Annotated in this window: 13 protein-coding genes; 5 read left to right on the forward strand and 8 right to left on the reverse strand. The window is 38.0% G+C overall.

Going from position 1 to position 14,982, the window contains the following annotated elements:
- Positions 1–428: 428 nt before the first annotated feature.
- Positions 429–2,699, forward strand: coding sequence for a TonB-dependent receptor (locus EG365_RS00650; RefSeq protein ID WP_000527017.1), 2,271 nt, complete (start codon positions 429–431; stop codon positions 2,697–2,699).
- A 62-nt stretch (positions 2,700–2,761) separates the two neighbouring features.
- Here the strand turns inward: EG365_RS00650 and EG365_RS00655 are convergent, their stop codons facing one another.
- Positions 2,762–3,316, reverse strand: coding sequence for a TetR/AcrR family transcriptional regulator (locus EG365_RS00655; protein ID WP_001133110.1), 555 nt, complete (start codon positions 3,314–3,316; stop codon positions 2,762–2,764).
- A 939-nt stretch (positions 3,317–4,255) separates the two neighbouring features.
- Positions 4,256–4,594, reverse strand: a complete 339-nt coding sequence (locus EG365_RS00660) for a hypothetical protein (protein WP_001243511.1) — start codon at positions 4,592–4,594, stop codon at positions 4,256–4,258.
- A 609-nt stretch (positions 4,595–5,203) separates the two neighbouring features.
- Between EG365_RS00660 and EG365_RS00670 the strand changes: the two genes are divergently transcribed.
- Positions 5,204–5,689: an Lrp/AsnC family transcriptional regulator gene (locus EG365_RS00670; protein ID WP_001089196.1), complete on the forward strand. Its 486-nt coding sequence runs from the start codon at positions 5,204–5,206 to the stop codon at positions 5,687–5,689.
- Positions 5,690–5,717: 28 nt separating this feature from the next.
- On the opposite strand, the gene EG365_RS00675 is transcribed toward EG365_RS00670, so the two are convergent.
- From EG365_RS00675 to pepN, 5 genes are all read right to left on the reverse strand, one after another.
- Positions 5,718–6,275, reverse strand: a complete 558-nt coding sequence (locus EG365_RS00675) for a chorismate mutase (RefSeq protein WP_000932097.1) — start codon at positions 6,273–6,275, stop codon at positions 5,718–5,720.
- A gap of 77 nt (positions 6,276–6,352) precedes the next feature.
- The gene (locus EG365_RS00680; RefSeq protein ID WP_000920697.1) at positions 6,353–7,036 is read right to left on the reverse strand and encodes an SDR family NAD(P)-dependent oxidoreductase; all 684 of its coding nucleotides are present in this window, start codon (positions 7,034–7,036) and stop codon (positions 6,353–6,355) included.
- 9 nt (positions 7,037–7,045) lie between these two features.
- The gene (locus EG365_RS00685; RefSeq protein ID WP_000135434.1) at positions 7,046–7,807 is read right to left on the reverse strand and encodes an SDR family NAD(P)-dependent oxidoreductase; all 762 of its coding nucleotides are present in this window, start codon (positions 7,805–7,807) and stop codon (positions 7,046–7,048) included.
- Between the two features lie 7 nt (positions 7,808–7,814).
- The gene (locus EG365_RS00690; RefSeq protein ID WP_001279997.1) at positions 7,815–8,501 is read right to left on the reverse strand and encodes a glutathione S-transferase family protein; all 687 of its coding nucleotides are present in this window, start codon (positions 8,499–8,501) and stop codon (positions 7,815–7,817) included.
- Between the two features lie 189 nt (positions 8,502–8,690).
- Complete coding sequence (gene pepN, locus EG365_RS00695; protein ID WP_001017221.1) at positions 8,691–11,297, reverse strand: aminopeptidase N; 2,607 nt, start codon at positions 11,295–11,297, stop codon at positions 8,691–8,693.
- Positions 11,298–11,615: 318 nt separating this feature from the next.
- Here pepN and EG365_RS00700 point away from each other — a divergent pair, with 318 nt between their 5' ends.
- The 3 genes from EG365_RS00700 (at position 11,616) to thiM (ending at position 14,043) form a co-directional block, all read left to right on the forward strand.
- Positions 11,616–11,873, forward strand: a complete 258-nt coding sequence (locus EG365_RS00700; RefSeq protein WP_000420543.1) for a hypothetical protein — start codon at positions 11,616–11,618, stop codon at positions 11,871–11,873.
- Positions 11,874–12,024: 151 nt separating this feature from the next.
- Entirely contained in the window at positions 12,025–13,182 is a 1,158-nt protein-coding gene (locus EG365_RS00705) for a hypothetical protein (RefSeq protein ID WP_001207863.1), read from the forward strand.
- A 33-nt stretch (positions 13,183–13,215) separates the two neighbouring features.
- Positions 13,216–14,043, forward strand: a complete 828-nt coding sequence (thiM, locus tag EG365_RS00710; RefSeq protein ID WP_000204864.1) for a hydroxyethylthiazole kinase — start codon at positions 13,216–13,218, stop codon at positions 14,041–14,043.
- 28 nt (positions 14,044–14,071) lie between these two features.
- Here the strand turns inward: thiM and EG365_RS00715 are convergent, their stop codons facing one another.
- A complete protein-coding gene (locus tag EG365_RS00715) occupies positions 14,072–14,923 on the reverse strand; it encodes an AraC family transcriptional regulator (RefSeq protein ID WP_000312223.1) in 852 nt (283 codons plus the stop codon).
- Between the last annotated feature and the right edge of the window lie 59 nt (positions 14,924–14,982).

A 14,982-nucleotide genomic window follows, 5' to 3' on the forward strand; every position in this document is an offset into this window, starting at 1 on the left:
TTTTCAATAATTTTAAAGTGTTCATGTGTTATAGATTAAGACTTGTTTACATATGTCGTCATAAATACAACAAGGAAGTAATATTCAATCGTAAATTTAGATAAAACCTGATCACTACTATTCGACTAGACAATAAATAGATTAATAAGTATGGAATAGGTGGAAAAATATTTATCTCAAGTCACTGCTTCTCTTTGTACCTATATAAAAAAAGATTTTGACTCCTTAAGAATGCTGCATATGAAAAAGTTTAAGGCTTTTCAAATATATTAAATTAATCAAAACTCTTAACTCTCTTAGAAGATCTTTGTTATTTATGTTTATTTAAGAGCCACAAATACTTCTATTATATAGATTAATAATATTATTAATTAAAATCATTCTCATTTATAATTCGACGAATTTACAATCACTCTCAGGGCGAGAAAATGGGAAATAAGATAAAAAGTAATAAACTTTTTACTAGGAAGTCTGAAGCAAAAAATATCATTCCACTTCTATCACTTGGTGGAGCCATCTTTCTCTCAAACTCGGCCTTTGCAGCCTCGCCTTCTGAGACAACAGATGCTGAAAAAAAGCCTGAAGCACTCCCTACAATTACAATCAACGCTTCACGTGCAGATGAACTTTCTACATCTGCCAAACAAGTGACCAAGCTAGATGAAAAACAAATTGAACTTTTAAGAAATGGTTCATCTGGAAATATTGCAACTGTTTTAGCTAAAGCCGTACCGGGCCTTTCCGACTCAAGCCGAACCATTACCGATTATGGTCAAACTTTACGGGGCCGTAATGCCCTCATCTTGGTCGATGGTGTTCCAATGAACCTGACACGTGACACATCAAGAGGTCTTTCAGCTATCGACCCTGAAAGTATTGCTAACATTGAAGTCATTCGCGGTAGTAACGCAATTTATGGCGGTGGCGCTTCTGGCGGTATTATTTCAATTACCACAAAAGCGGCTGGTAGCGAACCTACAGCTAAAACAGTCGTTGGACTTCAAACACCTTTAACAAATTTCCGTTCTAATGCTTTAAGTGGCGATATTCATCAATATTTCACAGGCAGCTTTAACGCTTTTGACTATGCACTCGACTTTGGTTATCAGCGTATTGGTAGCCCGTACGATGCAAGTGGCGACCGTGTTGCTCCAGAACCAAGTCAGGGCGATTTATATGATTCTGACGGCTATAGCATCGGCGGTAAGCTTGGTTATCATATTGATGACAACCAATATGTCCAGTTTGCTGCAAACTACTATAATGCCGAGCAAGATTCAGATTATGCATCTGACCCAAGTGTGAAGAATGCCCCTGCCGGAACCGTACCAGCCAAAGCCATTAAAGGCTTAAAGCTCAAAGACCAAAATAAAAACGAAAACCAGATCTACAATTTAACCTATAACCATAAAGACTTTTTTGGCAATAAGGTTGATGCTCAAATTTATTACCGCGACTTCTTTACCCGTTTTTCACCATTTGATGCACGTAAAAATCCGAATCGGGGTGGAAACGTAGACCAGATCTATCAAGAAAATAACATACTCGGTAGCCGTTTAACTGTTACCACACCGCTTGAGTTTTTAGGTGACACCTCACTGGTTTGGGGTGGTGACTTTAGCCGTGAAAAAAGCGAAATGCCTTTAGATACTTTCAATCCTGATATTTATGACCAATCTGGTGGCCTAGATTTTGTAAAAACTGGTAAGCTCATTTATTTACCTGAACTTACCACACAAAGTGTTGGTGGCTTTGTACAGCTAAAACATCGCTTTAATGACCAATGGTCGGCTGAAGCAGGTACACGCTATGAAGATAGCTATGCCCAAATTGATAGTTTTATTCCATTATCACAATTTGATCCTAAGACACAATCATATAAGCCAAACCCTTATGTATATCAAGGTGGAAAAGTAAAAGCTGATGCATGGTTGTACAATGCTAATGTAACTTTCTCTCCAAATGACCAGCACTCGATTTATGCATCGTTTAACCAAGGTTTTCAATTACCCGATGTTGGTGTAATTATTCGTAATGCAGATAATACTGATAAGGAAAAAAATTATGAATTATCATCTTCATTTTTAGAACCTGTAAAAGTTGATAACTATGAGTTGGGCTGGAAAGGGAACTTCAATAACTTTTCATCAAGCTTAGCAGTCTTCCACTCTACTTCTGATCTAGGCGCTGTGCAGTCTTTCAGCAATGGTCTGGCACTTACTAGAACCAAAGAGAAAGTCACTGGTCTTGAAGCAACTTTTGACTATCTTGACGATGCCAATGTTTGGGGAACTGGTGGTAGCGTTACGTGGATGAAAGGCCGTGAAAAACCGCAAAATGGTGCTGAGCAAGACATGACAGGCTTCCGTATTCCGCCATTAAAACTCACAGGTTATATTTCTTATAGCCCAACAGAAACTTGGACAAACCGTTTACAAGCCACTTACTTCGGTTCAGAAGATTACCGCCTAAACGGCAAGAATAGTTTTGGTCGCTACGATGTAAAATCTTATACAACAGCAGATTTAATCAGTAGCTTTGCACTTAATAAAAAAGACACCATGACGATTGGTTTAGAGAATATGTTTAACCGCAAGTACTATCCTCTATATAGCCAATTATTAAGAACAAGCGATAATACCAGTCACTTAGTTGCAAATGGTGTGACGTTAAAAGTGACTTATAGCCATAAGTGGTAATTGAGATTTTAGTTAGTAACTAACATTATAAAAGCCCCATTATCGGGGCTTTTATTTTTAGTCTAGGACATCATTATTAAAAAATAATCTAATAATTTATCTCGTTCATCTATTCTATCTTTACTCAAAAGCTGGACCATTGCCCCATCAATCACAAACAAAAACATATAGGCATCTTCGAGTGTAGCTGTGGCTTTAATGGTTAAAAGTAATTGATGTATTTGGATCACCAACCAGTTTCTATAATCAACCACCACCTTGTAGGCAGTTGGATAAAACTTTTCGATTTCAAAAATGGCCTGTAAAGGTAAACGGTACAGCCCTTCGAGGTTGGCATGCAGAAAAAAGATTTTCTTGAGCTTATCAAATACCATAAGTTCACGGTATGAATAAATAATAGAAAATACTTCTTCTTTTAGCCCGTCCTTTTGAAAGGTTAAGCACATTTCAATGAGTCTTTCTTTAGAGTGGAAATAGTTGTAAAAGGTGGCTTTGGTAATTTTAGACTCAGCAATAATTCGGTCGACACCAACCTTGTGAAATCCGTATTGTTTAAATAAATCTCTTGCTGTGTGAAGCACTCTAAGTGCTCTAAATGAAGCTTCTAAATTTGGCATAGTTATACCGCTTAAAATAATTTTTTGTTGTATATAAAAGAGATAGACATGCCGTCACTCTTAAATTGAGCGCTAAAAACAGACATGCAAAAGCCGCACAATAAAGATGTGCTCGCCTATCTCGGGTTTATTGTTGCTATGATTTTTGAGTCGTAACGATTTTTAAGGTGCAAAAACCTAAAGTCGATTCAACCGCTTTATAGACTGTTTAAGTGGTATAGACAGAAAGACTTTGGCAAAAACCAATAAATGAGAAGAATTAGTACGCATAGCGAACTCCTTTGGCTATAAAGAAGTTTCACCACATTACTGCTAAATAATGGTGGCGAAACGAAAGAGGGTTAGCAGACTGGAGCCAAAGAATCCAGCACACCCGAAGGTGTCCCCCTCCCGTTCCGCCGCAGAGGGGGCACGCAGGGATTCCCACAAAAAAGTGATTACTTTTTCGTGTTCTTTGGCTAATGGTCTGCTAAAACCAACTGGCAATGTAGGCCAGCAGGCAAAGGATAATCGGAGGGGTTTTAGGTGTCAATGTGATATTGGCTAGAAATAAAGCTTTAAAAACTCTATAAAATAACTTTACTTAAGATTTAGTCATCCATTCTAGAATCTTTTATTTTTGAAATTTAAAAATATAAGTAAACTTAAAATGTACTCCGCTATATTAATTAAGACTTTGAATGCCGACTTATGCTTATTTTTCCTCCATAATACATAACGAACGGCTAATCCAAGGAAGGAAATGTTATTTTTATGGTTACAATAAGGGATTCAAACTAAAAAATGATTGTTGTTAGATCTAAAACAAGGTGAAGTTTTATATTAGCTAATTTTTTAAGAATTATTTTCTAATTTAACTAGTAAATTTATAGACCGATAAAATGAATAATTAAATCCATCTTATCGGCTTGCTAGAAGAGGTTTTTAATACCTTATTTTTTATTGTTTAATATATTTTGGAAATTCTTTTAAAACCTTATGACAAAAGTGGCCTTGTGTATCCTCTTTCTTCCGCTCTTCAAATTCCTTCATCCCAAATTTCATAACCTCTCTACCATATTTTTCGCCGAGATCATGTTTAGTACATTTTGCGGCAGCCTCTTTTAACTCTTCTGAATAATAGTGATAGTTACAGTCAAGTTGAGCTCGGCTTAAAAAACCATGAAGCTCTACTGCTTTTTCGCATTGTGTTTGCTCTAGAAGATTTCTAGATTCTTGACTCGCATAAATTGATGTTCCTACTAATAAAGTGAAAATCGTTACTAAAAAATTACGCATTATTTCCCCGACAAAGTTATTAAAAGTATTAGTCATAATATTGCGGGCGTATTAAATAATAATTATCACTAAGTGTCTATTAATAATAAAGAAAATAGGATAACCTTCTTCTCTTTCGAATATTTAATCACCTTATTAAAATTAGGTGATTAAGTTTTAACAAATAAATAATCTTTATTTTACTTCCCTATTTAATTGTTAAATTAGTACTTTGGTTAGGGATTAAAGTATGTGCTTTTATAAATTTCAATAATAATATTTAGCCATTTAGGATATTTAATAAGATTTTTGGAAAGATGAGCGCTATGACCAATAAGAATATATTTATGATTATTATTGAACCAATATTTGATGATTCTAAAGTATGAATCAAAAATTCCTAATATTTGATTTTTGGGTAAAATCCGCAAAGAGCACTGTTTAGTCACCCTTACTGAAACAGTGCTCTTTGCTTCATCACAACTCCTATCCAGTAGAGTCCGATGCATAGAAATAGTGTATGGCTGTGTCGCTCAAAATGTTTACTGAATTTTCAGTTTTTTTAAATGATATCAGCATAAAAATCACGTATATTTAAAATTAACAGAAGAATCTTCTTTGGTTTATATTTTGAACAGCACAGAATACGCACTAGATCGCATAGATCGGAAAATATTATCTGCCCTACGTAGAAATGGCCGTTTAACGGTTGCACAGCTCGCCGAAGAAGTCGGGCTTTCATCTTCGCCTTGCTGGACTCGACTCAAACGTTTAGAAAGTCTAAAAATTATTGAAGGCTATACCGTAAACGTAAACCCCAAAGCGATTGGCATTCATGAGTTGTTTTTTATTGAAATTACCCTAGAACGCCACGATGATGAAATGTTAGAAAACTTTAGCGAGGCTTTGGCAGACATTCCAGAAGTGGTCGAAGCGCATTTAGTTACGGGCGACTATGATTATTTGGTGAAAGTGGCCGTAAAAGATGCCGAGCATTACGAACGTTTTTTACGTAAAAAGCTCTACTCGATTAAAGGAATCCGCCACACGCGTTCAACCTTTGCTTTACGACCACTTAAATCTGCCAATACTGCCGATTTAATGTTGATTGAATAATTTACTTATAGGGAGGGCTTTGGGTGGTTCATTGTTTTAATTTGATTTTATTCAATGTTACACATAAAGCCCTCTTGTCAGCTTCTTTAAGTTGAGGATGCTGAACAGGCCACATATAGCTACAGCCATGAGGCGCTTTGTTATTATTTTTCTTAAGTTCATAGGCGATATTTTTTAGCAGCTCTGTGTTTAAAGCGCTAATTTTTAAGCGTACTTCACTTAAGTCTTGAGGCTTCCAGTTGGTTTCCGGACTCGACAACCAGTCGGCGCGATAACGGTACTGGATTGCTTTAGCCACATCCATTTGCACCACTATAAATGGCTTTACTGTTTCGCTGTTAAGCCCAAAAGAGTCAGCTTCAGAAAGCGATTGATCGAGTACTTTCTTTTCTTGTGTTAAATCTTCAATCGGTAAATGCTGCTCTGCCTTATAGCCTGCAACATCTTTCATATAAGATAAACGTTCGTTAATTAAGCGCGCGGTTTGCTCATATTGATATGCTTGTGCCAGTGAAGAAAAGCACATCAAAGCTGCCACTGTAGTCGCTACTTTAACCGTTTGTTGAATATTCTTAATATTTAACATTTAAGTACCTTCAAAATTATTGTTCTGTTGTCATTCCAAAGCAGTACTCTATTTTAAGAACACTCGAAAGTAAAATCTCAAGACACGCTAAGCTCTTGACTCCATGCAGTGTTAGGTTGTTGATAGATGTGCTGACAGACTTGTTTAACAGATGAAATAAAGTGCTGGTTTTGCCCATCCCATTTTTCCACCATGCAATATGTCACGTGTATTCCTTTAGGCTGAAACTCTCTTGCCAATGACTGTGATAACGCTCGAATACTCGCAAACATGCTTTGGCTTAACACATCGTAGTGAGCCGAGTTATTAGATGGCGCTCCAAGAAAAATAACAGTGCCTCGCTGCTGCTTTAGCATTGGTTTAATCACTGCTTGTGACACGCTCACTGCGCTTAAACCCGTTGTTTGCCAACTGTGCTCAATTTCTTCTAAAGATAAAGCTTCAATATTTGGCGCAGATGAAAAATTTGGCTGAAACACGCATAACTCAATGTTATGACTATGGCTGGCAATATATTTTAGTAAGCTTTTTAAATGCTCAGTATTCACCAAGTTTAAACGGACACTCGTTATGCCATCATTTCCACGGTTTACTTGTATATTCTGAACGCTAGAATCATGCACAGCTTGATAGACATGCAATGGAGATTGCTCATTTTTGTCTAAAATTACAAAGTTCTGGTCAAGTAGTTCTATATCATGACCTGCAATAACTACACAGCCCTGCTTTTTTTGAAACTTCTGAAATATTGTTTTTAGCATATGAGTCTCTCAAAATTTTTCTTGGTATGGGCGTAAATCTAGCTCGTGTGTCCAAAGCTCAGGGCTTTGCTGGTAGAGCATCCAATAGTTGTCGGCTATGGCATTAATATTGAGTCCACCCGTTCCCCGTGTGAGTCGAATGAAACGTCCTAGACCAAATAAAGCTTTATTAATTCTGTCGCCATCCACCATTCCATCAATAATGACATGAGCAATATGAATGCCTTGAGTTTTATAAATTTGAGCTAAGTTTAATGCATAAGTCCGCAAGGCAGATTTCCCCATAGTGAAAGCTGCAAAAAAAGGCTTTCCACGCAACGAAGCACTGGCTCCGGTAAAAATAAGCGTACCGTGGTTTTGTTCTTTAAATATTTTTAAACAGCTTTGAGAAACTAAATAGGCTGATAAAAAAGTGGATTGCCACATTTGAGTAAAAAACGATAACGGACTGCGTAAAAAAATTGAGGGAATATTCCCCCCAACATTATGAATAACTGCAGTAATGCGTTCATTCTGACTTATGATGGTGTCAAACAATGCCTGTACTTGATTGATATCTTCTGCATCTAGACGAAATGCCACAGCTTCACCTGCATTGGCATGGATTTTGGCAGCTACTGTTTCAATTTTTTGGAAAGTACGTCCAGCAACGTAAACTTTTAAGCCCTCTTTTGCAAAGCGATGACAGACAGCAGCACCGATGCCCTGTGATGCCCCAACGCCAATAACAACTGCACAATCTCGTATTTTATCTGGTGTTGCTGATGCCATAGTCGTCTCAACCTGTTTGTTTTTTATACCATTCTGCCATAAATGGACGATCCAAGATTTCCTTACCAAACTTCTTACTTGTACGAATGACTTCACCAAGTTGAGCAACTACAGCTATGTCTGCAATCGTTTGATTCTCACCCACTAACCATTCACTTTGTGATAAAACCTGCTCAACACGGTCGAGGTGTCGTATAAATTCTTCTTCAACATTTTCAGCCTTCATTCTGCCCAAGCCTTGAAAGAAAAGCTGTGTTTTTAGTTCAGCTAAAATAAAACCCTTCACCATAGGTTTTTCATATGCAGGACGGCCAATACTGCTAATACGAATTGCTTCTTCTAAAGCTTCCGAATCATTTACTCTTAAATATACTTCATAAAAATAGAGTGATTCATCTGCCCAGTCTTCCCAAAGTTCTGCAAGTGCTTTTTGATTTGCGTCTTCGGGATAAAGTCGAGGTGTATCCGGAAAAGTTTCGTCTAGGTAGCGAGCGATACGGGTACTGTCTTGTATACGCTGCCCTTTATGGTCAATAACAGGTACTTTGCCCACTTTACTGAGCAAAGGAACTTTCGCTCCAAGAATGCCGTTGTAATTAATCGTTTCGTATGGGATTCCCTTAAATTTCAAAGCTCTTGCAACTTTTTGGCAAAATGGAGAAATTTCCCATTGATGCAAAATAATATCCGACATTTATTCACCTTTATTTTTAATTGCCTGTTTTGCTCTCAGTTCCTTTTTGGAACTAATTATTAAATATACAGAATGTCTTTTTAAGTCAAACTATTTTTGATGACGACCAAGTTTCAAAATATAAAAAAAAAGCGCTACCCCTTTTAAAGAAATAGCGCTTTGAAAACATGAATAATTCAGAAAATCTAATTAAACGCTCAGCATACTATTTAAAGTTTCAGAAACGTTTTTAGATTTCACTTTAGGCTGCAACGCTTGTAAAGCCTGTTGCACTTGAGTGCGCTGAGGTTCGGCAAGTGTATACCAGCGAGATAACACCTGTAATAAGCGTGAACCTAAAATCGGGTTTTTCTCGTCCAGATATTCTGCAAGATTAATAAAGTGAGCTACACCAAAGCCCCATGTATTTTCAGGGTTATTTGACAAACCACCACTCACGGCGCGAATACGGTTTGGTGTGGTTAATTCATAATCAGGATGCTGAGTTAGATATTCAATTGTCTCAACTGTGGCATTTGGGTTTGCTGCCTGTATCATAAACCATTGGTCCAAAGACAATGCTTCGTCTTTAAAGCGGTTATAGAAATCAGCTAGGGCTTCTTGTGCTTGAGGCGCACTTTGCCACACTAGTACACGCAGCGCGCCTAAACGTTCAGACATATTCCCTGTGCTTTGATATTGATCGTAAGCCAATTCAAATGCACTTTGATCACCCTGACGCGCCATCATCATGAGCATAATGTTCTTTAATGCACGTACACCCATCGCTAAAGAAAATTCTTTTTGCAAGTCAGGGTCCAATGTAAGGTACGTATCTTTCCAGAACGAACCCAACTCTTGTGCCAAACGATTGAGTAAGGCTTCACGTTTTACATGAATATCGGCTGGTGCATAGTTTTGATCAATACGGCTACCCAAATAACCTTCAGTCGGTACATCAAACAAACGCGATGCTAAAAGTGGATCACGACCAACTAATTCAGGCAATGTACTTTGAATAGCTTGAATATAGGTATCCGCAGAGTGATCTTCTAACAAAATACGTTCAAGCAAGGTTTGTGTTGCTTGCCATTGGTTAAAACCATTTGTTTCATGTTGAATTAAGAATGCTAATTCTTCATCACTGTAATCAAATACCAGATTTACAGGTGCAGAGAAATTACGTAGTAGTGAAACAACAGGTTGCTCAGTTACCCCTGTAAACTCAATAGTTGCTTCATCTTGATCAAATAAGTACACACCATCTTTAACACCATTTACAAATAGGCTTTCGTTTTGGAGCGTATATTGTTCACCTGTTTTAGCATTAAATAATGCCAACGCTACAGGAATTGGGACAGCTTTTAAGTTTGGATATTTCGGATGCGCTTTTAGGCTTTGTTTAAAGCTTAGACGATAAGTTTGCGCTGCTGCATCATATTCACCTTTCGCTTCAAGCTTTGGTGTGCCTGGTTGGTTATACCAAGTTAAGAATGCAGATAAATCAACACCTGAACCCGCAGAGAGTGCAGCAACCCAGTCTTCAACAGTTACGGCTTGTCCATCATGACGACGGAAATATTCATCCGTTCCCTGACGGAATTTTTCTTTACCCAGTAATGTCGACATCATGCGGTTAATTTCCGCACCTTTTTCATAAACAGTCGCTGTATAGAAGTTATTAATTTCGACAAAGTGGTCTGGGCGTGGAGGGTGCGACAATGGACCTGCATCTTCTGGGAATTGATGCGATTTAAGAACAGCGACATCGTCAATACGTTGAACCGCAGCAGATTGTAAATCTTCCGAGAAAGATTGATCACGGAATACCGTTAAGCCTTCTTTTAAGCACAACTGGAACCAGTCACGACAAGTAATACGGTTCCCTGTCCAGTTATGGAAATATTCATGGGCAATCACAGACTGTACACGCATAATCGCTGCGTCAGTTGTGTATTCTTCATCGGCAAGTACGCATGAGGTGTTAAAGATATTTAAACCTTTATTTTCCATGGCACCCATGTTGAACTGGCTCACCGCAACAATCATATAGTTGTCGAGATCATAGGCACGGCCATAGTGCTCTTCATCCCAGCGCATAGAATGTTTTAAAGCTTCCATTGCGATATGGCATTTTGGAATGTCTTTCTCAATGGCATAGATTTCTAAAGCAACATCACGTCCTTCCGAAGTCGTATAGCGGTCTTTCAATACAGCTAAATCACCAATCACACAAGCAAACAAATAGCTTGGCTTTTTAGTTGGATCTTGCCAGATCGCAAAGTGACGGTTTTCACCAACTTCACCTGTTTCAAGCAAGTTACCATTCGCAAGTAAAACCGGATATTTTTTGTCTGCTTCTACACGTGTAGTAAAAACTGAAAGTACGTCTGGACGGTCTGGATAGAACGTAATTTTACGGAAACCTTCAGGCTCATTTTGCGTTACAAATAAGTCGCCAGCTTTATATAAACCTTCAAGCTGAGTGTTGGTTTCAGGGTGAATAATCACTTGAGTTTGTAAAATGACTTCATCTGGTGCATCAGTGATCACCAGTTGTTCACTATCGAGTGAATATTGTGCAGGAGTAAGATCTTGGCCATTGAGCTGAATAGATTGCAACTCAAGATCACGGCCCAGTAGCACTAAGTCTCCAGCAGTTTGACGCTTCATGACCAATGTTGAATCAACAATTGTTTTATCGTCATAGACTTGAATATCAAGATTAATTGATTCAACCAAGAACGCAGGTTTTTGATAATCTTTTAAATAAACTGTTTGATCTGCCTGAACTGGAGGCTGCGCCGCAATATTCATCTTTATTCCTTATATACTTTTGGAAACCGTAGTACGAATTTTATGAACTTGATCATACACATTCATACATACTGTGTTTGTTTACCTTTATAAAATTAATGGGACTTCATTTATACATTTCAAATTAGAATCGTCTTTTATTAGCACAGATTAGACCAAAATTACGATAATCGCTGTTTATATAATCAATCTATACAATAAAAATAAAACTCCTTTCGCTTTTAACATTTTTGAGGAGCTGCTTACATTTTGGGCATGGTTCTTGCCTTATCCAATATACCAGTATAAGTATTTCAATCAGAACAAGAGGAACTCACTATGGAATTAAAAGCTTATTTACATCGACTAGAAAACATTAAAGCGATTCATGATCTAGATGCAGCAGGACTCAACCACCATGTAATTGCCGTGTTCTTGTCTGCCGAAGGTATTTCAATGACTGCTCAGGAGGTAACCACTATCGTTAATACGTATGACGCCTTAGGTAAAGTGAAATTACCAAATAAAAAAGTGCAGGCACTGATCAATGCCAAAAAACTTGGACAAAATGATGAGACCTTGCCGTGCCCTGTTTAATCTTAACTTTTAACCTCTTATAAAAACCTAAAGTCAAAACAAAGACTTTAGGTTTTCTATTTTTGCATCAAACAAAAAGACAATCTCATCTATCGGCAATGCGGCTGTGTATAATAGGTCAGTCATGATTAATTCAAACGTTCGGAGCGAAATGGCCTTACAAATTCTACAAAAACAGCTAGATGAAAGTAGCCATTGCCCTCTCTGCCAAGCGTCGATGTACTGGGTAGATGCCGAACAATTTGAGCAAGACGTTCAATTTCATGAATGTAGCCATTGCCAACACCGTGTATTTAAAGACACAAAAATGACTTGTCATTGTGAAACATGCACTAAACAACGGAAAAAACTTTTACAACAAACTCGTTTACAAGAACAACGCCAGTTTAAGTCAAAAGACCAACCTCAGCGCAGTCTGGAACAACTAAGTTTTTTACATAAACTTTTTTTACTCAGCCTACTTGATGACTATGCTCGTGATGACATTGCACATGATGAATACATTCATTGGGACCAGATAAAATATCAGCCGATTACCCCTAACTGGATGTTCCAGAACCATCTCATTAAACAGCTTCATAAAGATGGGATTTTAAATGCACAAGATCAAACCGATGAACCACAGTGCTTTTATTTAAATATTCGTCTAGATGGTTATAGCGACCCGAGTTTATTTAGTGTAGCTCAGCAACTACGCCACTGGTTCTATGAAAACCTAAGTCTTGGTATTCCATTTCGTAGTGCCGATGAAGTGAAAGACGTGCTGTTTCAGGTGCTCTATCAAGAAATTATTCAGTTCTCTCAGTTCTATTGCCGAACTTGGGGTATCCAAATTGCAGGAAGCTCTAATTTTCAAGCCTTTTGCTACCGTTTAATGGACTCATTGGCGATTGGTCAAATTTATTATCTTATTCAGACTGCACTTGAATATCTTTATAAACAAAAGGCACTACAGCCACGAAATGAAAAGTTTATTAATACCAATCTATTAAAGAAAACTTTAGAGCAATATCGGGAACGAGCTTTGACTGAAAAGTGGGAAACTTCGATGTTGCCCCGCCCTTACAATATTCCTTACAGTAAAATGAGCCATATATTATTTAACCGCTTTTTAGGTTATGACGAACAGATATTTGTACAACCTGTATGGAAAGCATGGCGAAAAATCGAACCTCGTTTAAACTTTTACTCGGTTAAACGTTGTATGTACTGTGGTTCAAATGATCTAAGTGTTGACTATGATGCAGCAGATTATGTGTCGTTGATTTGCCAAAATTGCAAACATCAAGATCACTATTTTACCCGTTAACTTTCTTATCTCTGGCTTAATAAGGATTATCAGATGACTTCGACATCCAACCTCATTGAACAGGTGATTGAAGCTTGGCAAAACATGCAGGCAAAAACGCCGCTGGTACAATGTATTACCAACAGCGTTGCTGCCAACTATACAGCCAATGTATTACTTGCTTCCGGTGCTTCACCTGCCATGATTGATAATCCTTATGAAGCAGAAAGCTTTACCAAAATTTCATCGGCTTTAAGCATTAATTTGGGTACACCGACTTCAGAGCAAATGCAAGCCATGCAAATCTCTGCCAAAACAGCACAGCTTAACAATATTCCTTGGGTACTTGATCCGGTAGGCTATGGCCCAATTTTAGCTTGGCGCAGTCAAATGACAGACGAGCTTTTACAATTCAAGCCAAGTGTTATTCGTGGTAATGCTTCAGAAATCAGTACGCTTGCAGGCAATCAAGTTCAATCTAAAGGTGTGGATAGTACCTTAAGTAGTGATCAGGCCTATCAACAGGCTTATGCACTATTAGCACATGCAGACTGTATCGCTATTTCAGGTGAGTCAGATTATATATTGTCTAATGAAATAGATGCTGTGATTCAAGTAAACGGCGGAAGTCCTTTACAACCTAAAATTACTGCAACAGGCTGTGCTTTGGGTGCATTAATTGCAGCATATAGCGCTGTGGCAACACCAACCATTGCGGCTCTTTCAGCTCATGTTCATTTTGCAATTGCAGGTAAACTTGCAGCAAATCAGGCGCAAACTATGGGAAGCTTTAGTAGCATCTTTATGGATTATATCCATATGTTAGATGACAACCTGATTGAACAATATGCAGATATCAAACTTTTAAACATACAGGCATAACCTAAGCTATGTCTGTATCACCCTAGACTCACTTTAAAAGTAAGTAAATGTCGGTAATAAGGTCGCACTCGTTCACTTCATGCACAAAGTTGTGATAGTGAAAGAAAACCGGATAATCCCCTGCTTCTTCTGGTTGCTCAGGTAACCAGTTTCTAAAGATGTAATAGACGCTATCTTTAATCTGGTCATGGCTACCAAAATGTCTTACGGTTGCATAACGCCCCGCAGGAATTTCACCTGTTTGTACGCCGTAACTATTTTCAGGTACCGCCTTTTCAATTGAACCTGCTATATCAAACCGAAACTCGTCAGCTGGTGTCTGATCGGGGTCAGCAAAAGGAATACCATAAGTTTTAGACTTAGTTACAGGCGATAAGCCAGTTTCTTTACGCCAAGCAATAAACTGCGCAGCAGTTTCCAAAACTTTATCGGGACTTCCTAAATGTGATAGATAGGCAATCTTTTCAGCAGGTCGCTCAACAATATTTACATTCATTTTTAGCTCACTTTTTGGAATCGTAAAAACAAACTTCTGGTGCCAAGATTCCCAGTCTGGTTTATCTCTAAAAGCCCGAGGAGTTTGATCAAATGAACGCTTAAATGCACGAGTAAATGCCTCGGGACTGTCAAACCCTGCTTGCAAGGCAATCTCAATAATTTTGAGATCGGGTTCAAAAGCCAATTGAAAAGAGGCCCGCTTTAAACGAGAAAGTTGGATAAACTTCATCACATTTAAACCAACGTGAATGGCAAAAATACGATGAAAATGAAACTTAGATAAGGCCGCAATCTGGCTCAACCGATCGACATCTAGGTCTTCATCTAAATGTCTTTGAATATAATCGCAAACCAGTTGCAGCTTTTGAGTATATACAGCCATACATTTATGTCTGTTCATTCGATAGCACTACTTTTACATAGTGCTCATTGCTATTCTTG

The sequence above is a fragment of the Acinetobacter sp. FDAARGOS_494 genome (assembly GCF_003812225.1).
Classification (GTDB): Bacteria; Pseudomonadota; Gammaproteobacteria; order Pseudomonadales; family Moraxellaceae; genus Acinetobacter; species Acinetobacter baumannii.

What these genes read in the sequence shown, in the direction of transcription:
- EG365_RS00650 (WP_000527017.1), top strand. Translation starts at nt 429, where the DNA reads ATGGGAAATAAGATAAAAAGTAATAAACTTTTTACTAGGAAGTCTGAA.
- EG365_RS00655 (WP_001133110.1), bottom strand. Translation starts at nt 3,316, where the DNA reads ATGCCAAATTTAGAAGCTTCATTTAGAGCACTTAGAGTGCTTCACACA.
- EG365_RS00660 (WP_001243511.1), bottom strand. Translation starts at nt 4,594, where the DNA reads ATGCGTAATTTTTTAGTAACGATTTTCACTTTATTAGTAGGAACATCA.
- EG365_RS00675 (WP_000932097.1), bottom strand. Translation starts at nt 6,275, where the DNA reads ATGTTAAATATTAAGAATATTCAACAAACGGTTAAAGTAGCGACTACA.
- EG365_RS00680 (WP_000920697.1), bottom strand. Translation starts at nt 7,036, where the DNA reads ATGCTAAAAACAATATTTCAGAAGTTTCAAAAAAAGCAGGGCTGTGTA.
- EG365_RS00685 (WP_000135434.1), bottom strand. Translation starts at nt 7,807, where the DNA reads ATGGCATCAGCAACACCAGATAAAATACGAGATTGTGCAGTTGTTATT.
- EG365_RS00690 (WP_001279997.1), bottom strand. Translation starts at nt 8,501, where the DNA reads ATGTCGGATATTATTTTGCATCAATGGGAAATTTCTCCATTTTGCCAA.
- pepN (WP_001017221.1), bottom strand. Translation starts at nt 11,297, where the DNA reads ATGAATATTGCGGCGCAGCCTCCAGTTCAGGCAGATCAAACAGTTTAT.
- EG365_RS00700 (WP_000420543.1), top strand. Translation starts at nt 11,616, where the DNA reads ATGGAATTAAAAGCTTATTTACATCGACTAGAAAACATTAAAGCGATT.
- EG365_RS00705 (WP_001207863.1), top strand. Translation starts at nt 12,025, where the DNA reads ATGGCCTTACAAATTCTACAAAAACAGCTAGATGAAAGTAGCCATTGC.
- thiM (WP_000204864.1), top strand. Translation starts at nt 13,216, where the DNA reads ATGACTTCGACATCCAACCTCATTGAACAGGTGATTGAAGCTTGGCAA.
- EG365_RS00715 (WP_000312223.1), bottom strand. Translation starts at nt 14,923, where the DNA reads ATGGCTGTATATACTCAAAAGCTGCAACTGGTTTGCGATTATATTCAA.